Here is a 23,906-nt window from a genome sequence, read left to right on the forward strand (position 1 = left end):
GATGATTTCGGCAATCACGTCACCTGGAATCAGGTTTTTATTACGCCCAATCGTCGACGATAACAACATTGGGCCCGTTGCGCCCACGCAAATCAAATCGTCGGTATTCATCACAACGGCGTCCTGAGCAATGCCTCGCCAAACACTCAGATCGCCCGTTTCGCGCCAGTAAAGATAAGCCAGCGATGATTTTGTTCCCGCACCGTCGGCATGCATGATTGTGCAGAAGTCTGGGTCCCCCGCCAACGTATCGGGTACAATTTTGCAGAATGCTTTCGGAAATAAGCACTTATCGAGTTGGGCGATGGCGTTGTTAACGTCTTCTTTACTGGCGGAAACTCCGCGTTGCGCATAACGATCCATTCAGAAATGAATAATGGATAATGGACAATAAATAACGAACAAAGGTAAGTACCTTCTGTTAGTCATTACTCAATGTCCGTTATCCATTTTGCATTATTCATACTTAATTCCTGCTTCAGCCCCAACTGCATCTAACAGAGCCATCAGATTCAGGCTATCATCCAACGACCATAGGGGGCTTTCGGTACGTCCTTCAGCCAGACATTGCATGACGTGCTGTGCTTCATAATCGTACCCGTAGGTTTCTCTATCGAACGTGTACGTAGTAGCCTCGCCGTCCTCGGGCTGGAGTGTTACGGCTGTCGTTTCGTGAAAGCGGCCATGAATCCGAATCTGTCCAGTTTCTCCCTGAATCAGGCCAATGCAGTCGGTTTTTGCCAGCAACGTAGTGTCCAGCAAGGCTAATTGGCCATCTTCATACGTCAATACCATACCACACTGCTCATCAACGCCCGTTGTTCCGAACGTTGCTGATGCTTTAATTGTGGTGGGCTTGCCCAGAATTAAGTACGATAAGAACAGTGGGTAAATGCCAATATCGAGCAGGGCACCGCCACCTAGTTCTTTATTGAAAAGCCGTTTTCCGGGCAGAAAAGGCGCTTTGAAGCCAAAATCTGCCTTCACCATTACCACCTTTCCTACAGCGCCTGACTGAGCCAGCGTTAGCGCGTGCTGAATACCGGGCATGAATCGGCTCCAGAGGGCTTCCATCAGAAAAATGCCTTTTGCGCGCGCTGTCTCCACCATTTCACGAACCTGGTTACTGTTCATGGCGAACGGTTTTTCACCCAGTACATTTATTCCGCCATTGAGCAGCATCATTACGTTCTCGTGGTGCTTTACGTGAGGAGTTGCTACGTACACTACGTCCAGATCAGAAAGGGTAAGCAAACTTTCGTAAGACCCAAAAGCGTGAGGTATTGAATATTCGCGAGCAAATTCATCGGCACGGTTTTGATCGGTTGATGCAACGGCGTAAAGTTGCGCATTGGGTAAGGTAAGCAGGTCCTGCGCAAATTTGTGGGCAATACGGCCCGGTCCTAAAATTCCCCAGCGAGTCATCGGAAACAAGTGGTTTGGTTGAGAGGCTATTCGCTAATTTGACCAATAGGCCAGTCGTCAAATGTATCTTTTTTTTCTAAGTTGCAGCTTCAACAATGCCTCTTTCTGTGAAATACGCTCAATTATGTCTTTTCTTTTTATGTTTTCTTTTAAGTTATTCCGCTGTAGCTCAGATTGTTGAACAGCCCGATCCGCTACGTCCCTCTTTACCCGATTCTGCTAAAATCACCAAAGCTGATTCAGTTAAAGCAAGTACTCAACAAAAAACCGACACGGCCAGGAAAGCCCAGCCCGTAAGTCGGACCTTTCGTTACCGCTTCACAGCCGACGGTACGTTCACAGCAGGCAATGTCAACCGATCACTCCTTCAACTGACCAGCGCCGTTGATTATCAGTTAAGTAATTATTTTAAACTGTCGAGTAATCCTTCCTTTGTATACGGTCGCCAAAGCGGCATTCTGGCAGAGCGTGAATGGTTTGCCGATTTACGCACTACGTATCGGTACGAAAAACGATTGTATTATCTGGGCTTTGGGTCGTATGAGCGAAGTAACCTGCGTCAGATTACGAAGCGATGGACCGTTGCAGCTGGAGCAGGTTATAAATTATTGAACCGAAAACGGGCTTACATCTCCCTTACGGACGTTTTCATGCAGGAATACACTGATTTTATTGAGCTGGACGACATCAACATTTTCCGTAATTCGGCCCGGTTGTATGGCGAGTACACATTTAACAAAGACCGTTTTACCATTACACACACAGCTTTTTATCAACCGGCTATTGGTCAGTACAACGTGCGCTGGAACGCCAGCTTAAGTCTGCAGGTAAAATTAACGTCTTCAACCAGTCTGCGTTCGACTGTAGCCAATGCGTATGAAAGTCTGGTTGTGCCTGGTCGTCAAAACAACGATTTTCGGTTTACGGTTGGGCTGGTATACGAGAAAAAATAGTCGTCAGTTCTCAACAACTGACGACTATTTTTGACTGACGACTTGCGACTATTTTACTGTTTCTCCGGGAAAGGAATAATCAGTTTTTCGCCACGGTTAGCAATATCTTTGGTCTTTTTATTGGCACGCATAAGCGCTTCCTTACTGACACCGTATTTCTGAGCCACAACACGTAGCACATCGCCCGGCCCAACGGTATGAACCGCCATTGCCTTGACTTTGAGCTGTGCACCGGTTTTCACGTTGCTTTCCGTTACGTCAGGATTCATCGCTTTTAACGTACTCAGTTTCATGTTGTACCGATTGGCTACGCTGTAGAACGTTTCACCACTTCCAACCGTATACGTACTGGCAACACCGCCGGCCTTAACCTTAGGCTTCACAATTGCCACTTCTGTTTTCGGCTTCTCTTCCTTTGGCTTTTCTTCTTTTTTCGTTTCTACCTTCGGTTTTTCTTCAACTTTAGGTTTTACCACAACTGGCTTTTCTTTCTCATTGGGCCCAGGTTTACCATCCGTCGTCTCGCGGTTTTCTTCGGCTACTTCTTCCGCTTTTGCATTTGCTTCGGGAGCGTCTGCGGGGGGTGTTGCCTGCGAAAGATCGACTGGCGCAGGCTGCGACGACGTATCGGCCTCCTGAGGAGCCATCAACATTTCGGGTTCCTCCTGCTGGGCCAGAGGTTGCTGCGTCGTGTCGAGTGCTACGTTAGTCAGTTCGTCAGAGCCATCAGTATCGTCGGTAACGTAGCCGTAACCAATATATAATAAAGCCGCAATCAGCCCAACCAGCGCAATCAGCGTAATAGCGGGTAAGCTGGCATTTCCAGACTGGCGGGAATTAGATGATTTATCGTTGGTGTCCATATTTTTAGGAAGAATGGATGATGATCAATGTCAGGTGTATCCGAAGAGACATTAGTAGTTTTTTATCATCACTCATTAAACTTGCTCACTATCCATTTAACTGACGGCTCATGTCGGCTACCTTCTCCTTCAGTTCCTCTTTAAACTGAATTAGCTTACGGGCTACTTCTTCGTCGAAAGCGCCAACTATCTGGGCTGCCAGTATGCCGGCATTGCGGGCGCCGTCGAGCGCCATCGTTGCGACGGGCACGCCAGCAGGCATTTGCAGAATCGACAAAACAGAGTCCCATCCATCAATTGAGTTGCTAGATTTAACGGGGACCCCAATAACAGGCAGTGTTGTTAGTGAGGCTACCATACCTGGCAGATGAGCCGCCCCGCCTGCTCCGGCGACGATAACCCGTAACCCACGATTGCGGGCTGTTTTTGCATAATCGACCATTTTTTCGGGCGTGCGATGCGCTGATACGATGTCCATTTCCCAGGCGACACCCAGTTCGGTCAGAATGTTGGCGGCCTCCTGCATGACCTTGCGGTCGGAAAGGCTACCCATGATAATACCTACCATTCGGCGGAATACAAATTAACTTCTTATGCGAAATAACGGAGATTCAGGGAGAATTGCGCAGCCTCATCGTTAAATTTTGTTTGATAATGAAGCCTTTTCGGCAAACAGCAGGCTTTCCCAGTCTTACCGCACGTTCACATTCCGAAAATCCACAACCCAAAGCACTTTTCAGATACGCACGCTTTCGTATCCATCAAATCAGTAAACTAGTCGAACCCGTCATACAATTTTTACTCCATCGAATTTCCGGCCCAAAATCGCTACGTCGTCGGCCCCCAGATAATCATGAAGAAGAGTCGCGTAGATCTGTCGAAAATCTACAGAATACGTCAGATCACCGTCCGTCAGCTTTGTCAAATTGGGGGCTTCATTGAGCACGCGTCTGGCGGGCAATCCACCCCCGATCAGAAAGACGTTGCTGGCCGTTCCGTGATCGGTACCATTGCTGGCATTCTGCTTCACCCGTCGACCAAACTCCGAAAATGTCATCAGCAATACGTCATTCTGCCGATTAGCCACTTTCAAATCGTCCATAAATGCGCCAACCGCTTCGGCATACTGCCGCAGTAATCGCTCCTGCTGACCAGGTTGATTAATGTGCGTATCGAAACCACCAATGGATATGTAATAAACGCTCGTACTAACCCCTGACTGAATCAGTTGCGAAACCGTTTTGAGCCGATTTCCTAATTCATGATTCGGATAAGTTGCTGATGTCGTGCGGATTTTCGTTTTGTCGTACACATAGTCCGCCGACGATACAGTTTCAGCCAGTGTTTTGTACAGATACGTAACCGATTCAGGGCTATCGGCGCTACGTTCTTTGTTCAGCCTGGTTACCAAACTACTACGGGTTTGGTTGTATAATTTTTTTGGATCAAGTACAGCCAGCCCGTTCAAGCTGTTGCCTTTCATAGCCAGGCTCAATGTATCGTCTACTTCAATAGTTCGGAAAGGCTGTTGCGCGTTTCCCTGGCAGGCTGCGTCGAGATATCGCCCAACCCAGCCCGTCCGCAGATACGTATCAGAGTCGCTGGCGGTTTGCCAGATATCCATTGAGCGAAAATGCGAGCGGTCGGGGTTGGGATATCCTACATTGTTAATGACCGTTACTAAGCCATCGTCATAGAGCGCTTTTAGCGGTTGCATGGCCGGATGCAAGCCAATTTCGTCATTCAGGGCCAGTACTTTATCGGGACGGATGGCAATTGTTGGTCGTTCGCGGTAATAAATATCGTTACGGTAAGGCACTACTGTATTGAGCCCGTCATTTCCACCCGAAAGCTGTACAATAACCAGAATCTTACCGGTTGGGGCTACGCGCTGGCCTAGTGTTTGTTTTTCGTAAGCTTTCAGAAAATTCGGAATCAACAGGCCGCCTGCCGTTGTTAAAGCCGATTGTTTGAGGAAGTTTCTGCGGTTCATGATTTTAATCAGTAGGTAACATTAACAACCGAATCCGTATTCGCTCAACGACAATCAGGTGAGCTGATATTCTGGTAAACTCATCAGAGCGGTTGTTAGCATCTGAATCCGCTCAGAACGGGTCTGGCTGGTGTTTACCTGGTTTTCAAGTAGCGCACGCTGGTCCGGACGTAGCGGAAAGGGAAGCAACGTAACGGCAATCGCTTCAGCCAGTTCAGCATCGGGCGTTTTAGCAAAGGTGGCTTCAAACTCATTCCAGCCAACCGTTGTGCGAAACGTATTATTCCCTTTCCGGGCCAACAGTTGCGTATTCACATCAGCCTCATCTTTTGGTTTTACGAGTATGTCGGCGGCTTTTAATACGTAGCTGGGTAACTGCATCCGAAAGAGTAAGCTCGACGAGTCGATCCAGTTATTGCCGCCCGGCCAGCCTGCTACGTTCGGTGGATAGAAAAGCAGTTGCCCTAACGTTCGCTGAACAAAAATCTGCGGTTGGGGCTGATCGAACTGAACACGGAGTGTCCGACGCAATCCCGCCAGCAACTCTACCGGCGATTTAATGTGCGATCCCCGATTCTCCTGATCGTAAAACCAGTCGGCGCTGAAGATGCTCTCCATCAAACCACCAATGTTGTAGTTGCTTCTAAAGAACTGATCAGCCAGTTCATCAATTCGTTTTTTATTCTCCGTTTCATTGACGAAGTATCGGTAGATTTTTGCGGTAACGTAGCGTGCCGTTTGCTTCTTTTCAAGCAATAGGGCAATTACGTCCTCGCCCTTGAAAGCGCCGGTCCTGCCGAAAATCGTTTTCTCCCCTTCGTCATGTACTCGTTCCCGAAAAATGAACTGCCCTTCAGGCGTAAACTGCCAACCCGTAAAAGCACGTGCCGCTTCCCGGATGTCCTGCTCCGCATAATTGCCACGCCCCAGGGTAAACAGCTCCATCACCTCGCGGGCAAAATTTTCGTTGGGCGCGTTTTTTCGGTTCTGCTGGTTATTCAGAAATTGCAGCATGGCTGGCTCTTTTGACACCGCCAGCAATAAATCGCCGAAGTGGCCTAAGGCATTCCGGCGGAGCGTATTAGCGTACTGCTGCATAAACAGTGGGTTTCGGCCCTGCGCCCGACAGGCAAAATGCCCATGCCAGAATAAAGCCATTTTTTCACGTAGAGCCGCTGGTCCGGCTGCCATCTGGTCGAGCCATTGTAGATTCAGGTTCCGTACTTTTTCAGCATTATCCCGAATGCGTTCTTTCAGCATCTCTTTGTCGAGCTGACCGCTACGTAGCAAATTTTTCAACTGCTTCTTCGACTCATTGGCTTCAGGCACCACTACCCGTAAGTCCGTTACGGATTCGCTGTCTTTGAAGAGCTGACGTATCACTTTTCGCAATGGCTTACGGGAAGTCTCCTCCAGTTCGGCGGGTGTCGCTCCAAATCCCGCGCGATTATATAAATAGCTGAGTCGGGAAACAGTCCGTAATGGTTTTGTGAAAGTATCCATCCATGAAACAGGTCCGGTAGGTAAGTATGATTGTTGATGATCCAGATGGTTTAAACAAGAGGCTATTAAAAAAGTGTTAATCCTCCGAAACGGCGATCGACAACGCAACAGTATCCAGGTCTTTTTCGTATTGACTATACTACGTTCAAAGTGGGCCATTCTCCGACCTGATTTTATTTATGCAACAACGTTTACGGTCTTACAAAAGCTGGCTACTTGGTATTCTTTTTCTGATAACCAGGATCACGTTTTTGCAGGCTCAATCAATTCCCTATTCAACGGCACAACGCCAGCGAATTGAGTCGCTTCGGAAAACCATTCAGAAAACGTCCGAAACAGAGTACAATCGCGCCCTTTCGCTCGCTAAAATTCTGGCTCGTCCCCTTCGGGAAGTTCGATCGAATGGACAGGTTATTGCGCTGGCCGGCGTCGATGAGCGGGGCAATCTGATCTATTATACAACCAATGTAGGTAACGCCCAAATAGCCGTCGCAACGGGCACAGCATCGCTTTATGCTGGCGGTAGTCTGGGGCTGAATTTATCGGGAAGCAGTGCATCTGTCCAGAACAAACTGGGTATCTGGGACGGTGGAGCTGTGCGAGCTACTCACGTTGAGTTGACGGGACGTATCACACAGGTGGACAAGGCGTCGACAACCGTTTCCGACGAAGAGCACCCGACTCACGTAGCAACAACCATGATTGGGGCGGGGGTGAATGCGCAGGCAAGGGGAATGGCCTTTGGCGCTAAATTACAGGCCTGGGATTTTACCAGCGACCTATCAGAAATGACAACAGCTTCACCGAATCTGCTTGTCTCTAACCATTCTTACGGCACAACGGCCGGATTTCAGTACAATCCCGACCGGACAGGTACGACCCAGTGGGAATGGTATGGCGATACAACCATCAGTAAGACGTACGATTATAAATTTGGCCTCTACAACACCCAGACCCGTAACTGGGATCAGATTGCCAACAACGCTCCCTATTACCTGATCGTTAAGGCCGCCGGTAATGACCACGGTAGCTACCCCGGCGACGGCCAGCCGTATGTGCTGGTCAATCATAATAATCGAATCAGTACGTTGCCCCGTGATAATCAATCCGGTTACGATCAGATCAGTACGTCAAGTACAGCAAAGAATATCTTGTCAGTTGGCGCAATCAGCTATCCAACAAACGGTTATAACACGCCCAGCGATGTAAAACTGGCTGACTTTAGCGCCTGGGGGCCTACCGATGATGGACGGATCAAGCCTGATATTGTCGGAATTGGCGTTAGCGTACTGTCCGGCACTTCATCCAGCGACAATGCCTATGAGAGTTTGAGCGGCACGTCGATGGCATCGCCAACCGTATCAGGCTCGGTGCTGCTTCTGCAGGAGTATTACGCACAGCTCAACTCGGGTAATTTCATGCGTTCTTCTTCGCTACGTGATCTGGTGATTCATACAGCCAATGAAGCGGGTCCAACACCCGGACCGGACTACAAATACGGCTGGGGAATGCTTAATACGGAACGGGCTGCCCGCCTAATTGGCAATTCAGATAAAAGCCATCTGCTGAGCGAACGTACACTCACCCAAGGCCAGCGCGACACGGTTCGGGTAGTGGCATCAGGGCGCGGGCCTCTGCTGGTAACAATCGGCTGGAACGATCCGGCCGGAACCGCAACAACTGCCGTTAATGACCGTACTCCGCGCTTAGTCAACGATCTGGACGTTCGAGTGAGTGACGGCACTAACACAAGCCAACCCTGGACGCTTGACCCAAACAACCCCGCCAATGCTGCTGTGCCAGGCGATAATATTCGCGATAACGTCGAGCAGATACGTATCGACAACGCCATACCGGGGCAGAGTTACGCGATTGTGGTTTCGCACAAAGGAACGCTTAGCGGCAACAGGCAAGATTACGCATTGATTGTCAGCGGCATAGGTGGCGCAGTTTATTGTACATCAGCCGCTACGTCGACCGCCGACACAAAAATTAGCCGGGTTCAGTTTGGTAGCATTAATCAGACTGGAGCGGCTGGGTGCACCTCGTTTACGGATTTTACGAAAATCAGTACCACAATTCAGCCGGGGCAGGTTATTCCACTGACAGTATCGCTGGGCACCTGTGGCTCGGTAAAGAGTGTGATCGTAAAAGCTTTTGCGGATTGGAACGCCAACGGAAACTTTACGGATTCGGGCGAAACCATTGCTACGTCGGCCGTGCTGAACAATACCGATCAGTTTACGGCTAACGTAACGATACCGGCCAGCGTAACCGTCGGCCAATTAATTCGCCTGCGAATTGTTGCCACCGAAACGGCTGATCCAAACGTGGTTAGCTCGTGTGGTTCTTACAGCAACGGCGAGACGCAGGATTATGTACTGAACGTAGTGCAAATCAGCAACGATGTCGGCGCAGTAGCGCTTATTTCGCCGGAAGTTAATTTTTGTGGGCTGAGCAATACGCAGATAAACGTATCCGTTCGACTACGCAACTACGGTACTGCCAGGCAGACAAACGTACCCGTTACGGTAAAAATCACAGATGCCGGTAATACGGACGTAGCCACGTTAACCGGTACGGCTCCGACAATCAATGCTTTCAGCGACGCGCTGCTCACACTTACCAGCGGGACTGGAATCACACTGGCACCTGGGCAAACGTATCGTTTTACGGTTACTACAAATCTGACTACGGATCAAAACGTAGCGAACAACACTTTCACCGAAACCCGATCAACAGCAACGGCACTTACAGGACTTTTTACGGCTAGCAAATGCGGCAGTGATACACTCATTTCACTACGTAATACGGGTGGAGGAACGGCTTTCTGGTACGACGCGCCAACTGGTGGCAACTTACTAGCCGCTGGAAATCAGACTTCTGTCAAAGCCATTCCGGCCAGTGGCCAATTCTACGCTACGTTAAACGATTTTTCAGGAACGATTGGTCCTGTCGATAAAAAAGCGTTTGGTGGAGGATCGTACAGTGGTAATTTTGGTCCAGCTCCGCTTATCTCAACCGCCGTTCCCATTACCATCGAAAGCGCGCGACTTTACATTGGCAGCGCAGGGCAATTGACATTTACAGTACGTAAGTACGATAACACAGCTGTTTCGAGTGTTACGCTGGACGTTACCCCTACCCGCGATCAGAGCCTGACAGCAACGACCAACAGCCAGTTAGTCGACGATCCGAACGACCAGGGCGCTATTTATCCCTTAAATCTGCGCATACCCGACGCAGGCGATTATAAAATCACTATTGAATATGGCAATGGGGCATCTATTTTCCGGAGTAACGTGGGTGTAACGGGATTCCCCTATCAGCTCAAAACCCAGACGGGTACGCCCATCGTGACAATTAAAGGGTCGCTCTACGCCCGTACTTCGACGGCAACCGATACGTTGACCGATGCCTGGTATTATCTATATAATTTGAAAGTCCGATCACTCGATTGCCCAAGTCCGCAACGAACAGCTGTCACTCCGGCAACCGGCGAAGCCGCCACCGCAACCATCACTCCGAATGGGTCAGTCAGTGTTTGTCAGGGAGCAAGTGTTACGCTTCAAGCCAATACAGGCACCGGACTTTCTTATCAATGGTATCTGAACAACCAGGCCATAGCGGGCGCCACTAGTGGCACTTTACAAGCGGCCACAGCAGGCAACTACGTAGTACAGGTAGCCAACAGTTGTTTACCGGTTCGTTCGTCGGCGGTGGCCATTACGGTAAAAGCAGCGCAAACGCCAACCGTTACGGTTAACAGTTACATGCTGTCGACGGATGCGGTTTCCAACATTCAGTGGCTACTCGACGGGATTGCCATTTCTGGAGCCGTAAGCTCAAGTTATAGTGCAACCAGAACCGGCCGATACTCTGTTAAGGGAAGCGTAAATGGGTGCGGTGAGCTGATTTCGTCGGAGGTATATGTGTCGATTCTGGCCAATGAGCCTGTCGTTAGTACCGGTACATTGACCGTTTATCCTAACCCAACTACGCAGCAGCTAACGGTTAGTGTATCAGCCTCAACGTCGCTTCAGGGCGCGCCCACCCTCCGCCTGACTGATTTGCGCGGTTTAACCGTGCGCTCAGCTACGTTACTACGCAATGGCACAACCTATTCAACTACACTCGACGTAGCAAACTTACCCGCAGGCACTTTTTTGGTAATTGTTGAAGACGGTCAGGCGCAACGTATTGACGTAAAGCAGATTCGTAAGCAGTGAGCCAATTTGTAAATTCACAACGTTACCTAAACAATGAAACCGGCCAGTTGCTGCAATCTAAGCAGTAACTGGCCGGTCTTTAATAAGTCAACGCTACGTTTATTTTGCTTTTCCAGTAGCGGCTTCCTGAGCTAATGCCAGTTTCACCGCTTCGTATAAATTCACTACTCCTCCCGTTTTAGACAGCGACGCAAAATCGACGGTTTCGTCAGATTCGGGCCGTTTTACTTTTGTCGTATAAGGAGTTGCCGACTCAAGAATGATCCGTTTGATATCGGCATACGTCAATTTTGGGAAATACGATTTAAGGACCGCAGCCACGCCCGCTACAACCGGCGAGGCCATGCTGGTGCCACTATTGTTCTCGTATTTGCTGCCCGGCACGGTCGAATAAATGTCTTTACCCGGCGCAAATACATCTACGGTTTTCTTTCCATAATTTGAGAAGCCAGCCACCAGATCAGCATCATTATTTTCGGCACTAGCGCCTACCGTAATCACGTTCGGAATGGTTGTACCGTCGATGTAGCGCGGAGATGGGTAATTGGCGGCTGTGTCAATATTACTACCGTCGTTACCCGCGGCTTGCACCAGCAATACCCCTTTTGACAGGGCGTAACGTTCTGCCTCTTCAACCGCCTTACGCTGAGGGGAGTAACCCTTGCCAAAACTCATGTTGATGATCTGTGCGCCGTTGTCCGCAGCGTAACGTATCGCATTTGCTACGTCCTTATCGCGTTCATCGCCATCGGGCACAGCACGAACGCCCATAATCTGGACAGCGTCGGAGACCCCCATCACGCCCAGGTTATTAGTACGGTCGGCGCCAATAATACCCGCTACGTGCGTGCCATGGTCAGGGCGTTCTCCGGCAATATCGGCATTACCATAATCCCGCTGGTTCACGTTATTCGGATCGTCGCCGACAATGCTACGGGCGTCGAATTCAGGATTGTAGCTGTACTCAGCGCGCGATTTGAGTTGGTCGTTGGCTTTTTCGAGTTCGCTCATGACCACATCCGTATCGGCAGCCCCCTGCTGCTGTAACAACCGAAGAATACCCGTAACCGGGCGTTTCATGCTGGCATCGGACAACGTATCGGCGGCTTTGCGTAACGTAGCGGTATCGAGCTTGGCTACGTTCAGTACTTTTTTGAGATTACCAACCGCCGTTGAAAACTGCGTGTAGAATTGACTGATTCCCTGATACTGAGCCTTATACTGCGACTGATTTTTTTCAACTTCAGCCTTTGTTTTGGTGTACAGATCATACTCTTTCTGCTCATCGGGTTTGAGCGTTTTACGGTCTTTCCCTTCGTACTTAGGCTTCAGCTGAACATAAATCCGGGTGGCTTCGGCTGATTCGTGCGTTACGTTACGTCCGTCTTTTCCACCGATGAAGTTCCAGCCGTGAATATCATCTACATAGCCGTTCTTATCGTCATCTTTCCCGTTTCCGGCAATCTCTTTCGGATTTACCCACAGAACCCGGCGAAGGTCTTCGTGAGTCGTATCGATACCACCATCGATAACCGCCACGATAACAGGAGTGGGTTTACGATCTTTGAGAAGTTCACGGTATGTACGGTCAACACCAATACCGGAGATTTTATCGGTTTTATCGAGCAGATGCCACTGCGTTGTTTGCGCCGATGCTGCTAGGGTAAGCAAGCACACTGACGCGCTGATAAGGAGTTTCTTCATAAATTGACAACAAAAAATCTTTACAAATTAAGAAGAAACCGGCTTAGTTGAGGCTTAAAAATTGTTAAACGGTTTCGTCTGTGCATTTCAGGGCTTAGCGTGCTTCGTGTTCCGATAATGCTCGCCTAGCAAATCTTCGCCAAAATCATTGGTTAAGTCACGCACTACGGTATGAATATGATTGGCGTTCGTCTGCGTGTTATCATACTCAATCAAAATGGTAGGGCCATGAATGCGGTAGTACCATCCTTTTCCTTCGCCCAGTTCTGGCGTAAGATCACCCGCCCAGGCAAACCGTAAGCTATCCAGCCCCGACTTTTCCAGTTTTGCCATTTGCTGTTTGGCTAACGTAATACGATAGTTGATCAGGTAGGCTTGCAATAAATCCAGGAATAGTTTCCGCTGATCGGCGTTCATTTCGGACAGCATCAATCCATCCATTTTCTCGAGCGATGCCTTACGCTTGTTACTTGTAACAATTTCAGGATAAGCCACTGTCGCAATGACGGCCTTTTTTCGCTGATCAGCGTCCAGCGTTTTGAGGAGTGCAAAAGCGCGTTCTGTCTCTAGTTTCAGGATTTCTTTTCCCTTTTGGGGCAGATCTTTCACGCGTGGATCGGACATGCGTTTGTCAGCCATCTGGGTATCGTATTTTAATACCCCCGGATTACTACCAAAGAATGTAGGAGTTTGTGCCAGCACTTGCCCTGTCAGCGACAGGAATTGCAGCGACAGATGGTGTCCTTCAATTCGCCAGCTCCAGGGTGTTTTAGCATCTGGCTCACCAAACACGGTAAACGAGTAATTCTCGGGATCACGGTACGTATCGTTGGGTGGGCGGTTATCAATCACGCGCAGTACGTTTTCCATGTCGATGATGGAGGTAACTCTCTCATATCCTTGATCACTCAAGCCCGTTTTCAGCATTGCCATTGCCGCTTTTCGCTGATCAGGAGTCATCTGTTTTAGCGGCAACCCTTTCCGTTCGCGAGGAACAAAGTGCCAGTTGAATCGCTCAGCATCATCCAGCGGGAAGGTCGCCTGCTTTTTCTGTTCAGGTGTGAGTGAGCTTAAAAACGCCGTTGCCGCGTCCAGCATTTCATCTTTAATACGTTGCTGAGCGGGTGTAGCTTTAGGAGACGAAACAGCCTGAGCAAGCACTTGCCCGGCCAGGAGCCAGAAAAAAAGAAATTGCTTCATGTTGAGGGACTTAGTACGCAGCAAGTAAAGCAGATAGGCCTTACCATTTACCTGTATTCAGCGGATTATATATGTCCTATTTGTTAACAACCAGGGCCATTTGGTAGTTTAACAAAATAAGCTACCTAGTTACAGTTAAAGACCTCAATGATGTCCAGTCGCCCACCGAACGATAGAAACGATAGAATGGGTCCGTTTGACCATTTAGCTTTACGTTACCTGCGCCAGGCACTCGATTCAGCTCATCCGGCCGACGAGCCATACGTACTGAATCCCGTTGAAAGCCGTGTTATCCGACGAACAAAAATTATCACACTGACAGTGGCCGCCTTTCTAGGCATAGCGGGGGTTTTGCTGCTTTATTGGCCCCAGTACATTTGGCCTGATTTATTCGTCCGTACGGCAGTTCCTTTATTTGGTACGGTTTATGACTTACCACTTATCACTACGTTATACGGTATACTTCTGGTTTATATTGAGGTAAATCTGCTTATTGCGCTCAATTTACGGGGTGTAAAGACCATTATGCAGGTTTGCCAATTCCCGAGCGCTCATGATGCTCAATACGACCGACACTTACAGGCGCTTGCCAATGCCACCCTTGAAAAAAACACCCAGGGAATACTGCGCTTTGGAATTGACCCCTATCTGAATAACCCCCGCTGGGGCCTGAATTTATTTTTTCTGCTCAATATCGTAAAAGCTGCATTAAGCAATTTTCTGCTAAAGTTTGTGCTAAAACGTTTTATCGGCCGATATGCACTACGTCAGCTAACGGATTTGGCCGGTATGCCAATTTACGCTTTATGGAACGCTTGGGCATCCTGGCAAGTTTTGCACGAAGCTCAAGTCCGGGTTATGGCGCCAACAACCATTCGTGAATTCGTGCACGAGCTACACGATGAGTGGGGCAAAAATGATGAATTTCGTCCGTTGATTCTGGAGGCCTTGCAATACGTAGCGATTTTAAAGCGACAGTACAACTACGCTCATTTTTTGCTCACGGAAACATTAATGGATCGCTTTAAACTACGCATCGATGCTCCATTAACGGGAGACTTTCCTGAGCGTGTGCTCGCAGCTCCTCAATCTGTACGTCGCAGCCTGGAACGACTCATTATTTTCGGGGTTCTGGTGGATGGCAAACTTTCCTGGTTAGAGAAGCGTCGACTAAGGGAGCTACGTAGTAAAGGTTTTTTGACGTATTCAATTACCGATATTCAACGCTTAGGAAGCGACTACAACCAGGGCCGTGGACTGTGGGTATAGGCTGGCTCAAGTGGTGGTAATGCTGCTTATTTTTGGAACTAAAGAACAGTTATTGTATATTCAGGAAACTTAATTTATCCAAGACACCCGAACGAAGCGCCCAAAAAAGCTAATCATACAAAGAGAATAGAATAGCTTCTGTGTTAATTAATTACGTAATTTTGTAAGATTAGCTACTGATGTTTTTTGGGCATGCCTCTTTTTAGGAAAACTGTATTTATTCTGGGTTACTGCTTTTTCGTAACTCAGTCTGTATTCGCTCAGTTATCCATTACATATCCCTTTCCTCGCATGGTTGTGCAGCGCAACCAGCAGAATACAGCGACGCTTTACATTGCCGGCACATTTTCCATACCCGTCGACCGGATAGAAGCCCGCCTTGTTCCAACAAACGTAGTGGCAAACCGGGTTTCTGTCGACTGGACACTCTTGCATGATCAGCCTAAAAATGGTTTTTTCAAAGGTAGTTTAACCGCTCCAGCCGGTCTTTTTCGGTTAGAGGTACGTGGTATACGAAAAGAAAAAACGGTGAGTAATGCCGTCGTACCCTCAGTGGGTATTGGTGAAGTATTTGTAGTTGCCGGTCAATCCAATGCAATGGGGTTGCCTAATCTGGGGGCTAAAGGAGCTTCTGAACGAGTGGTTGCATTTAACGCATGGAATCGGTTCTGGAACAAAGATAACGCGCTCGAATCGTCCGATAAGCCTTTCCCTACGCCTTCCTTTTCAACAATGAGTGGAACTGGCCTGGTTTTTCCAACAGGAGAAACGGCCTGGTATTGGGGTGAGTTAGGCGATCATATTGCCGATCGATACAACGTACCCGTTGCTTTTTTCAACGTAGCGATTCCAGCAACTGTAGCCGAAAACTGGAGCAATACCGCAAATGGCATTCCGGCAAAAAATATTTTCAATAGTACCATCTGGCCTTTTTTGCAGCCTTATTCTAATCTTCGGAATACTCTGCAGTATTATAATAGTCAATTTGGTCTCCGGGCTATCTTATGGCATCATGGCGAATCGGACGCCGTTCCGCTACGTACACCGAGCGATACCTACCGATTGGATGTTCAGGATCTTATTGATAAGAGCCGGGCGGATTTTGGCCGGAATATGACGTGGGTAGTAGCCCGATGTTCAATTACGCCCGCTGGCCCCACGCCCAGTGCGGATATCATTCAGGCCCAGATTAAGCTGGCAGCCACGCCTGACAACAACGTTTGGGAAGGGCCAGATACCGATCTGATCCAGTCTCCACGACCATCGCACGGCCACTTTGAAAACATTTCGAACGGTATTCAGGGAATTACGGAGTGCGCTACGTCCTGGAATAAAAATTTATCGGATCAGTTTTTCAAAGAATCGAAACCGCATCAACCCCTGCAATTTATTCAGACCGGTTTGGTACCTTCCGAGATTCCGGCCGGAACAAGCCTGACCGTTCCGTACGAAACGATTGGTTTCTCCGGAAATAATGAGGTGTCTGTTCAGCTGCTGAATGCTAAAGGATGGTACGTAACGGAAGTCGGACGCGGGAAAAGCGCTTCCTCCATCCAGGCCATTTTGCCAGACACACTTAGCAGTGGTCGTTATTACCTGCGCGTAGTTGCTTCAAATCCTCTTCTGGCAGGCTCACCTTCGTTACCGTTTCAGGTTATTTCTTCCAACCGGTCTATTAATCCGTTCATCAGCGTCCAGACCGAAGAAGGCGAAACAGCCACTCAGGTTTATTGGCTCACGGCACAAGAACCCGCAGGGAGTCGCTTTTTTATCGAGCGCCGGGATGACTCAGGAACGTATCAGCCCGTTGGTGAAGTAAACGGCATATATGATGGACAACTTAGTCATCTCTATGCTTTTACAGATTCTGTCAAGAGTTCAGGGCAAGAAAACACGTATCGAATTCGGCTTGAGCAGCCCAATGGTCAGGTTGTGTTCAGCAACAACATTGTACTGGCCAATACGGATGAACCTCTCCCTCAACCCGTATTGTACCCTAATCCGAACGATGGAACCTCGTTGAATCTGAATCTCCCCCGAAGTGGCCAGTGGAATCTGACAATTACTACGATGACAGGTCAAAATGTTTGGCAACAACGTATTAACGCAGTAGCTAATCAAGCCATCAATGTACCCCTAACGGTAGATTTATCCACCGGCTTGTATAGCCTGCAACTACAAAGCGCGGATCATCTTTTCAGTAAACAGTTACTTATACGTCGATAATTATTTGTACTGAACGTACTATTCGTTTTCGAGCGGGTTGATTGTGTCGTCTTTCCTGCTGGCCGTTATAGCTTACTTTAATTTGTCCTGCGGCTGTTCCACCAGATTAGTTTTTTTAACCCGTACTTCATTGATACGTTTGTCATCAGCAGACAACACTTCAAACGAAAAACCGGCATAAGATGCCTGATCGCCTGCCTGAGGTAATCGGCTGAATAATTCAAGCAATAATCCTCCCAGCGACTCGCTGTCTCCCTGTACTGTCTCAAAGGTTGTTGCATCAATATTCAGTATGCGGCATACGTCAGTTAGCAGCACTTTCCCCTCAAATACAATGGTTTGTTCGTCCTCCCGTCGATAACCAATGGGCGCTTCGTCATCAAACTCGTCGTTGATTTCTCCGAAAATTTCTTCAATTATATCCTCCAGTGTAATTAAACCGCGTGTACCACCATATTCATCTACTACGATAGCCATATGAACACGTCGTTTCTGGAAGTCCTGGAGAAGGTCGTCAACTTTTTTATTTTCAGGGATGAAAAACACGGGCCGTAACAGCGTCTGCCAATGGAAAGAATCCTCTTGATGTATATGTGGCAACAGGTCTTTAATGTACAGAATGCCTTCAACCTGATCAAGCGACTCTTTGTAGACCGGCACCCGTGAATAACCTGAAGCGTTGATCTGATCCATCAACTCGCCGAACGATAAATCGTCCGCTACAGCAGATATATCCAGTCTTGTCCGCATTACCTGCCGTGCGGTTAGGTTGCTAAAGTTTACAATGCCTTTCAGAATTTCTTTTTCTTCTACCGTTGCATTGCTACCTGTCAACTCCACCGCCTGACTGATTTCTTCTACGGATAGTTTGTAACCACGTCGCTCAATCCGGCGATCAACCTGATTGCTAAGGTTAACCAGTAACATGGCTAATGGGCGGAATACAGCTAAGCCAATCTGAGCCAGTCGTGCTGTCCGTCGGGCAACTATCAGATTATTTTGGCTGGCGTAAACTTTCGGGATGATTTCACCGAAAAGTACAATAGCTATCGTTATAAAAAGAGTAACGCCTGAGACTATCCACCCTGAATTGTTTGACGCCTGCAGAAAACGCCAGGTTAAATACGTGACAATAACAACGATGGCAATATTGAGTAGGTTATTGAATATAACCAGCGACGCCAGTAACCGCTTAGGGCGCTCCAGAAGGCTGGCAATCCGTTGTTCATCGGCATGGCTACTATCGCGGCAGTAGGACCGATCATCGGGCGAAAGAGAGAAGAAGGCCGCTTCTGAAGCTGACACTAAACTAGCCAGCAGTAGCAGCAATAGTACCAGAACCGTATAAGGTCCATATAAATCAAAATAGGTGCCCCAGCTATCTATAGCTGGGAGCACCTGTCGAGGAAGAGGATCACCAGGGTCCATGTAAATCAAATCTCGTTCAACAATAGAGCAAACTATGTAGATTAGAACGGCAAATCGTCATCTCCACTGTTGCTCTCAAAAGGTACTGGATCCGGTTCACGTCGCCGTGGAGCCGGTGCGGCCTGAGCTACAGGCGCAGCCTGCTGACGAGGCCGTTGTTCAACCGGCGCAGCTTGTGGAGCAGGGGCTGCCTGCTGACGGGGAGCCGGAGCCTCAGAATAACCTTCGTCCGGCCGGTCGACGGTCGGGCTACCAAGCAATTGCATCGTGTTAGCACGGACACGTAGCGACGTGCGTTCTTTACCTTCTTTGTCAGTCCACAATTCTGTCCGCAGCCGACCTTCGACATAAACGGAATTGCCTTTCTTTAGATATTTCTCAGCCACTTTGGCTTGTTCATTCCACAGTTCAACTCGAAACCACTCTGTCTGCTCTACTTTTTCACCATTTCGGTTAGTAAACTTTTCGGTGGTTGCCACATTAAACGTAGCGACTACAGCTCCCCCGTCCAGATACCGTACTTCAGGATCGGCACCTAAGTTACCGATTAGTGTTACCTTATTAAGACTTGCCATACTCTTATTTTGTTGGTTACGTATGAAAATGTACGTGCTTTAATAAGACTAAAGATACTAAAAATTAATGGGTTATCCAAGCATCCTGTCCAAATAGTTTGTGATCAAAACCGGCTTTGGTAAGTGATTAGTTTCCTCCAGGGTATACCATTGTAAACCAGTTGGTAAACTTCCAATTGCGTGATCGGGAAGGTCCAACTCGTGAAATCGAGCCCGAATTCGCTGATGCGAAAGTAGCTGCGTAAACTCGGATGGAGGAGCGGTTGAGGTGGCTTGCTGCAGCAATGAATTAATCGATTCCGGTATCGGCAGCTCTCTTAGTTCCGCTTTCGGCTCATCCGATTCGACCAGATAAAAATCATGCAGATTCTGCCATATATCTCGATCCATCCTCTCTCGCAATGCAATTTTTCCATTATTACGAAAAACCAGATACGTAAAGAACCGTTCTCGTACAGGTGCTTTTTTTGACTTAACAGGTAACTGATGCTGGCGCCCGGTCTGATAAGCAGCGCACTCCTGTTGAAGCGGACATAACAAACAATCAGGTGCCACGGGCGTACAGTGAATCGCTCCAAACTCCATAATGGCCTGATTATACGTAGCGGGGTCGTCTGCCCATTCAATCAGGCGTATGGCCAGAGCAGCAAATGTTTTCTTAGCCTTCGTGGTTGTAATGTCTTCCGCAACGCCAAATACACGTGCCAGTACCCGATACACGTTTCCGTCAACAACCGGCACTCGTTCGCCAAACGCAAACGCAGCAATAGCAGCGGCCGTATATGTGCCTATACCCTTCATTTTCAGCAAGTCACGATACGTATTAGGGAACTTACCGGCGAGTTGATCAGTTACGTAACGAGCAGTCTGATGGAGATTCCGGGCACGGGAGTAGTATCCAAGGCCCTGCCAGAGACGAAGCAATTCGCGCTCCTCCGAACGAGCCATGTCGACTATTGTCGGATAAGCAGCAACGAAACGTTCGTAATAAGGTTTTCCCTGCGCAACGCGGGTTTGTTGGAGAATTATTTCGGACAACCAAATACGATAAGGATCGCGTGTATGGCGCCAGGGCAAATCGCGTTTATGATGCTCGTACCACCGTTCGAGGGTAGAGGCAAACATGGTTTCGGTATGCTTAATGTCTGATTGCCAACTCAAAATAAAACAGAAAAATACGTCGTTACCAGTAAAAACGGAAGCATAGAGTTTTATAATTTATGGGAAACCCCTACCTTTGTGCTCCCATTTTTGAGGCCCCAATTTTCAACAACATAGTAAACGTTAAAGTTTAAGAAGTCGTGACAAAAGCAGACGTAATTGCCGAGATCTCCGATAAAACCGGAATTGACAAGGCAGAAGTAACAAACACGCTGGAAACATTCTTTTCGGTAGTTAAGGACTCGCTGGCCGAGGGAGAGAACATTTATGTGAGAGGGTTCGGCAGTTTCATCAATAAGAAAAGAGCCAAAAAAGTAGCCCGGAATATTTCGAAAAACACTGCTATGGTGATTGACGAGCATTTTATTCCGAGTTTCAAGCCCGCCAAGGTTTTTGTTGAACAAGTAAAAACCAGCGACAAAGCCAAAGTAACGGCTGAGTAAACAATTTGCCTCAAAATGGCTGCGCACTGGTACGTTAGTCCAGGCGTTTGCGTTGCAATGATCATTTCTCATGAACAAACCTGTTTTGCTTGTTATTATTTTGTCAGCTGCTCTAACGGCGGGGCTCTACAGCCTTCCTAAAGTAGTTGTGCGGAACGAAAACAAGCAATTAGGAGTCCGCGCTACGCAAACGCCTGGGTCTACTGACTCTCACAGTTCGGGAACAAACGGATCAGGGGAAGCTGCTATGCATGAGAAGCCTCTATCAGCTGATCAGCAGAAGCGTGTAGCAGCTCTAAAAGCTGATTTTACAGCCGCCAGTTCTTCACAGAAGGAAGCCATTGGAGAGAAACTGATTACGCTTTTTCATGAAATTAATCGCTATGATAGTGCCGCTCATTACGCAGAGGTATTAGCATTAGCTCAACCAACAGAACGAAATCTGTTACGAGCAGGCGATCAGTATTTTGAAGCATATACATTTGCCGTTGATAATAAAAAAACGGCATTAACGGGTCAGAAAACTCGCGAATTTTACCAGAAAGCTCTTGCAAAAAATCCGAATTTGCTGTCGGCAAAGGCCAATATGGCTATGACGTACGTCAATACTGACACGCCAATGCAGGGCATAATGATGTTGCGGGAGGTGCTACAGCAGGACCCAACCAACGAGCTGGCCTTATTCAATTTAGGTCTGCTTTCAATGCGGTCAAATCAGTATGAACGGGCTATTGAGCGTTTCCGACAAATTTTGGTTAACAATCCATCTAGTCGAAAAGCTCAATTCTACTTGGGTATTAGTCTGGCAGAGGCTGGTCAGAAGGCTGAAGCAAAGCAAGTATTGGAACAGGTAAAACAGCAGGAAAAAGATCCACAGATTCTGGCGGCTATTCGCGAATATGAAGAGCGGCTTAAATGAGTTATACAGTTGAAAAGACATAAAGTTAGTCAGTAAAACCAACGTAAAACTTTATAGCTCTTTAACTTAAAACTATACAACTTTACTGGGCTTGACCGGTCGGTCGGCCGACACCTATTTTAACTATTAAACTGTATTGCACTATGCCTTGCGGTAAGAAACGGAAACGGCACAAGATTGCCACTCACAAACGGAAGAAACGGCTCAGAAAAAACCGGCATAAGAAGAAATAGTTTCGGGTTTCAAGTTCCAGATTTTAAATAACGTATCAGTATTTAAAATCTGGAACTTGAACGGGAAACTGTTTTACTAGAAGCCTCGTGCCGGTCTGCAAAGCCCGTACGTGGCTTTTTTCTTTTTTTATAGCCATTCTTAACCGTACATTCATCTTGTGAGTAATGAATTAGTTATCAGTTCGACTCAGAAAGGTGATCGGATCGCGCTCTTGCAGAACAAGAGATTGCTGGAGTATCACGAAGAAGAGTTAGACAGCAGCTTCACAGTTGGCGATCTTTACTTAGGAATAGTTAAAAAACTCTCATCAGGCCTAAATGCTGCTTTTGTAGATGTTGGTCATGAAAAAGATGGTTTTTTGCACTATCAGGACTTGGGACCGAATATCAATTCGCTAAACAAGCTTATTAAAGACGTAATCGCTAAACGTGTCACTACTGGACGACTTAGCGATATGCAACTGGAGCCAACTATCGATAAAATTGGAAAGATCGATAAGGTTCTGACGAAAAATGCTCCAATTTTGGTTCAGGTGGTTAAAGAACCCATCTCAACCAAAGGTCCACGCCTTTCCTGCGATATCTCGATAGCGGGACGCTATTTAGTTCTCGTGCCATTTTCCGATGGCGTAAACCTTTCCAAAAAAATTACTGACCGTGCCGAGCGGTCGCGGTTAATGCGCTTGATGTCGTCTTTGAAACCGCATAATTTCGGCGTTATAGTACGAACTGTAGCTCAGGATAAAGACGTCGAAGAGCTTGATCGTGATTTGCAGAATTCCTTGGCCAAGTGGGATCAGGCAATTAAAAACCTTACTGAAGCTAAACCTCGCGACCGAGTTTTAGGCGAAATGAACCGAGCCTCGTCGATCCTCCGTGATATGCTTAACGAATCATTCGAGAGTATCACTGTCGACACGAAAGAGTCGTTTGATGAGATTCGCAATTATATCCATACCATTGCCCCTGATAAAGAAAAGATTGTTAAGCTTTATACAGGAAAAACAAAGATTTTTGAAGCTTTAGGTTTAGAAAAACAACTTAAGTCGCTGTTTGGCCGATCAGTGAGTTTGCCTGGCGGTGGTTACCTGATTATTGAGCATACTGAAGCGCTGCATGTTATTGACGTTAACAGTGGCAATAAGTCAAATTCAGAAGAAGACCAGGAAGCTACGGCTATTAGTGTTAACCGGGAGGCTGCGAAAGAAATTGCCCGCCAGCTTCGCTTGCGTGATATGGGCGGTATCATTGTGGTTGACTTTATCGACATGAAAAAAGCAGAAAATAAAAAACTTCTGCAAGATATCATGCGCGACGAAATGAAGCCCGAACGTTCAAAGTTTACAATCTTACCTTTGACGAAATTTGGCCTGATGCAGATCACACGTCAACGTGTTCGGCCAGAGATGAACATAGTTACTCGTGAAGTATGTCCGACCTGTGGCGGTACCGGCACAATTCAGGCCAGCGTTTTGGTAACGGATGTAATAGAAAATAACCTTGATTATATTTTAACCAAACAGAATGAACGGGGTATATCTATTTCTATGAACCCATTTTTGTACGCTTATTACACTAAAGGCGTCTACTCAAAACAGATGCAATGGTATGTAAGGTATAAGACTTGGGTTAAACTTATTAAGGACAGCTCCCTAGGAATGGTTAACTTTAAGTTCTTTCATAAGTCTGGAGAAGAAATCGAAGTTAGCAACATATCTTAACGTCGTAGTAAAATTTTACCATACGCATCAAAAAGTAAATGGCCAAACTTTATATAAAGTT

The 23,906-nt window shown here is 47.6% G+C and carries 18 protein-coding genes; 7 read left to right on the top strand and 11 right to left on the bottom strand.

Annotation, left to right across the window (positions count from 1 at the left end):
* Positions 1–363, bottom strand: a 363-nt coding sequence (locus ACOJS8_RS22835; protein WP_420150873.1) for an AIR synthase related protein, incomplete at its 3' end; no start/stop codon positions are given.
* 93 nt (positions 364–456) lie between these two features.
* A complete protein-coding gene (locus ACOJS8_RS22840; protein WP_420150874.1) occupies positions 457–1,425 on the bottom strand; it encodes a Gfo/Idh/MocA family oxidoreductase in 969 nt (322 codons plus the stop codon).
* A 95-nt stretch (positions 1,426–1,520) separates the two neighbouring features.
* Here ACOJS8_RS22840 and ACOJS8_RS22845 point away from each other — a divergent pair, with 95 nt between their 5' ends.
* Positions 1,521–2,378 (top strand): DUF481 domain-containing protein, encoded by an 858-nt coding sequence (locus tag ACOJS8_RS22845; RefSeq protein ID WP_420150875.1) that lies wholly within the window; start codon positions 1,521–1,523, stop codon positions 2,376–2,378.
* 53 nt (positions 2,379–2,431) lie between these two features.
* Here the strand turns inward: ACOJS8_RS22845 and ACOJS8_RS22850 are convergent, their stop codons facing one another.
* The 4 genes from ACOJS8_RS22850 to ACOJS8_RS22865 form a co-directional block, all read right to left on the bottom strand.
* Positions 2,432–3,241, bottom strand: coding sequence for a LysM peptidoglycan-binding domain-containing protein (locus ACOJS8_RS22850; protein WP_420150876.1), 810 nt, complete (start codon positions 3,239–3,241; stop codon positions 2,432–2,434).
* A gap of 88 nt (positions 3,242–3,329) precedes the next feature.
* Positions 3,330–3,809, bottom strand: a complete 480-nt coding sequence (gene purE / locus ACOJS8_RS22855) for a 5-(carboxyamino)imidazole ribonucleotide mutase (RefSeq protein WP_420150877.1) — start codon at positions 3,807–3,809, stop codon at positions 3,330–3,332.
* 219 nt (positions 3,810–4,028) lie between these two features.
* Positions 4,029–5,234 (bottom strand): DUF1501 domain-containing protein, encoded by a 1,206-nt coding sequence (locus tag ACOJS8_RS22860; protein ID WP_420150878.1) that lies wholly within the window; start codon positions 5,232–5,234, stop codon positions 4,029–4,031.
* 54 nt (positions 5,235–5,288) lie between these two features.
* A complete protein-coding gene (locus ACOJS8_RS22865) occupies positions 5,289–6,737 on the bottom strand; it encodes a DUF1800 domain-containing protein (protein ID WP_420150879.1) in 1,449 nt (482 codons plus the stop codon).
* Between the two features lie 179 nt (positions 6,738–6,916).
* Here ACOJS8_RS22865 and ACOJS8_RS22870 point away from each other — a divergent pair, with 179 nt between their 5' ends.
* Positions 6,917–10,966: a S8 family serine peptidase gene (locus ACOJS8_RS22870; RefSeq protein ID WP_420150880.1), complete on the top strand. Its 4,050-nt coding sequence runs from the start codon at positions 6,917–6,919 to the stop codon at positions 10,964–10,966.
* A gap of 99 nt (positions 10,967–11,065) precedes the next feature.
* Here ACOJS8_RS22870 and ACOJS8_RS22875 read toward each other — a convergent pair whose 3' ends face one another.
* Positions 11,066–12,670, bottom strand: coding sequence for a S8 family peptidase (locus tag ACOJS8_RS22875; RefSeq protein ID WP_420150881.1), 1,605 nt, complete (start codon positions 12,668–12,670; stop codon positions 11,066–11,068).
* A gap of 87 nt (positions 12,671–12,757) precedes the next feature.
* Entirely contained in the window at positions 12,758–13,870 is a 1,113-nt protein-coding gene (locus tag ACOJS8_RS22880) for a DUF3500 domain-containing protein (protein WP_420150882.1), read from the bottom strand.
* Positions 13,871–14,056: 186 nt separating this feature from the next.
* On the opposite strand from ACOJS8_RS22880, the gene ACOJS8_RS22885 reads away from it, so the two are divergent.
* Positions 14,057–15,139 carry an LBF_2804 family protein gene (locus ACOJS8_RS22885; RefSeq protein ID WP_420150883.1) on the top strand — a complete coding sequence of 361 codons (1,083 nt, stop codon included), beginning with the start codon at positions 14,057–14,059 and terminating at the stop codon, positions 15,137–15,139.
* 192 nt (positions 15,140–15,331) lie between these two features.
* A complete protein-coding gene (locus ACOJS8_RS22890; protein WP_420150884.1) occupies positions 15,332–17,365 on the top strand; it encodes a T9SS type A sorting domain-containing protein in 2,034 nt (677 codons plus the stop codon).
* A 72-nt stretch (positions 17,366–17,437) separates the two neighbouring features.
* On the opposite strand, the gene gldE is transcribed toward ACOJS8_RS22890, so the two are convergent.
* The 3 genes from gldE to mutY all read right to left on the bottom strand — a co-directional run bounded on the left by gldE (position 17,438) and on the right by mutY (position 20,493).
* Positions 17,438–18,793: a gliding motility-associated protein GldE gene (gene gldE / locus ACOJS8_RS22895; protein WP_420150885.1), complete on the bottom strand. Its 1,356-nt coding sequence runs from the start codon at positions 18,791–18,793 to the stop codon at positions 17,438–17,440.
* A 41-nt stretch (positions 18,794–18,834) separates the two neighbouring features.
* The gene (locus tag ACOJS8_RS22900; protein ID WP_420150886.1) at positions 18,835–19,368 is read right to left on the bottom strand and encodes a single-stranded DNA-binding protein; all 534 of its coding nucleotides are present in this window, start codon (positions 19,366–19,368) and stop codon (positions 18,835–18,837) included.
* Between the two features lie 72 nt (positions 19,369–19,440).
* Positions 19,441–20,493: an A/G-specific adenine glycosylase gene (mutY, locus tag ACOJS8_RS22905; RefSeq protein WP_420150887.1), complete on the bottom strand. Its 1,053-nt coding sequence runs from the start codon at positions 20,491–20,493 to the stop codon at positions 19,441–19,443.
* A 176-nt stretch (positions 20,494–20,669) separates the two neighbouring features.
* Here mutY and ACOJS8_RS22910 point away from each other — a divergent pair, with 176 nt between their 5' ends.
* The 3 genes from ACOJS8_RS22910 (at position 20,670) to ACOJS8_RS22920 (ending at position 23,845) form a co-directional block, all read left to right on the top strand.
* Complete coding sequence (locus ACOJS8_RS22910) at positions 20,670–20,972, top strand: HU family DNA-binding protein (RefSeq protein WP_046577075.1); 303 nt, start codon at positions 20,670–20,672, stop codon at positions 20,970–20,972.
* Between the two features lie 70 nt (positions 20,973–21,042).
* Entirely contained in the window at positions 21,043–21,891 is an 849-nt protein-coding gene (locus ACOJS8_RS22915) for a tetratricopeptide repeat protein (RefSeq protein WP_420150888.1), read from the top strand.
* Positions 21,892–22,282: 391 nt separating this feature from the next.
* The gene (locus ACOJS8_RS22920) at positions 22,283–23,845 is read left to right on the top strand and encodes an Rne/Rng family ribonuclease (RefSeq protein WP_420150889.1); all 1,563 of its coding nucleotides are present in this window, start codon (positions 22,283–22,285) and stop codon (positions 23,843–23,845) included.
* The last annotated feature ends 61 nt before the right edge of the window (positions 23,846–23,906 follow it).

The sequence above is a fragment of the Spirosoma sp. genome (assembly GCF_048594605.1).
GTDB lineage: Bacteria > Bacteroidota > Bacteroidia > Cytophagales > Spirosomataceae > Spirosoma.

Bases quoted from the DNA above. Each gene is read 5' to 3' on its own strand.
- ACOJS8_RS22840 (WP_420150874.1), bottom strand. From the start codon at position 1,425: ATGACTCGCTGGGGAATTTTAGGACCGGGCCGTATTGCCCACAAATTT.
- ACOJS8_RS22845 (WP_420150875.1), top strand. From the start codon at position 1,521: ATGCCTCTTTCTGTGAAATACGCTCAATTATGTCTTTTCTTTTTATGT.
- ACOJS8_RS22850 (WP_420150876.1), bottom strand. From the start codon at position 3,241: ATGGACACCAACGATAAATCATCTAATTCCCGCCAGTCTGGAAATGCC.
- purE (WP_420150877.1), bottom strand. From the start codon at position 3,809: ATGGTAGGTATTATCATGGGTAGCCTTTCCGACCGCAAGGTCATGCAG.
- ACOJS8_RS22860 (WP_420150878.1), bottom strand. From the start codon at position 5,234: ATGAACCGCAGAAACTTCCTCAAACAATCGGCTTTAACAACGGCAGGC.
- ACOJS8_RS22865 (WP_420150879.1), bottom strand. From the start codon at position 6,737: ATGGATACTTTCACAAAACCATTACGGACTGTTTCCCGACTCAGCTAT.
- ACOJS8_RS22870 (WP_420150880.1), top strand. From the start codon at position 6,917: ATGCAACAACGTTTACGGTCTTACAAAAGCTGGCTACTTGGTATTCTT.
- ACOJS8_RS22875 (WP_420150881.1), bottom strand. From the start codon at position 12,670: ATGAAGAAACTCCTTATCAGCGCGTCAGTGTGCTTGCTTACCCTAGCA.
- ACOJS8_RS22880 (WP_420150882.1), bottom strand. From the start codon at position 13,870: ATGAAGCAATTTCTTTTTTTCTGGCTCCTGGCCGGGCAAGTGCTTGCT.
- ACOJS8_RS22885 (WP_420150883.1), top strand. From the start codon at position 14,057: ATGGGTCCGTTTGACCATTTAGCTTTACGTTACCTGCGCCAGGCACTC.
- ACOJS8_RS22890 (WP_420150884.1), top strand. From the start codon at position 15,332: ATGCCTCTTTTTAGGAAAACTGTATTTATTCTGGGTTACTGCTTTTTC.
- gldE (WP_420150885.1), bottom strand. From the start codon at position 18,793: ATGGACCCTGGTGATCCTCTTCCTCGACAGGTGCTCCCAGCTATAGAT.
- ACOJS8_RS22900 (WP_420150886.1), bottom strand. From the start codon at position 19,368: ATGGCAAGTCTTAATAAGGTAACACTAATCGGTAACTTAGGTGCCGAT.
- mutY (WP_420150887.1), bottom strand. From the start codon at position 20,493: ATGTTTGCCTCTACCCTCGAACGGTGGTACGAGCATCATAAACGCGAT.
- ACOJS8_RS22915 (WP_420150888.1), top strand. From the start codon at position 21,043: ATGAACAAACCTGTTTTGCTTGTTATTATTTTGTCAGCTGCTCTAACG.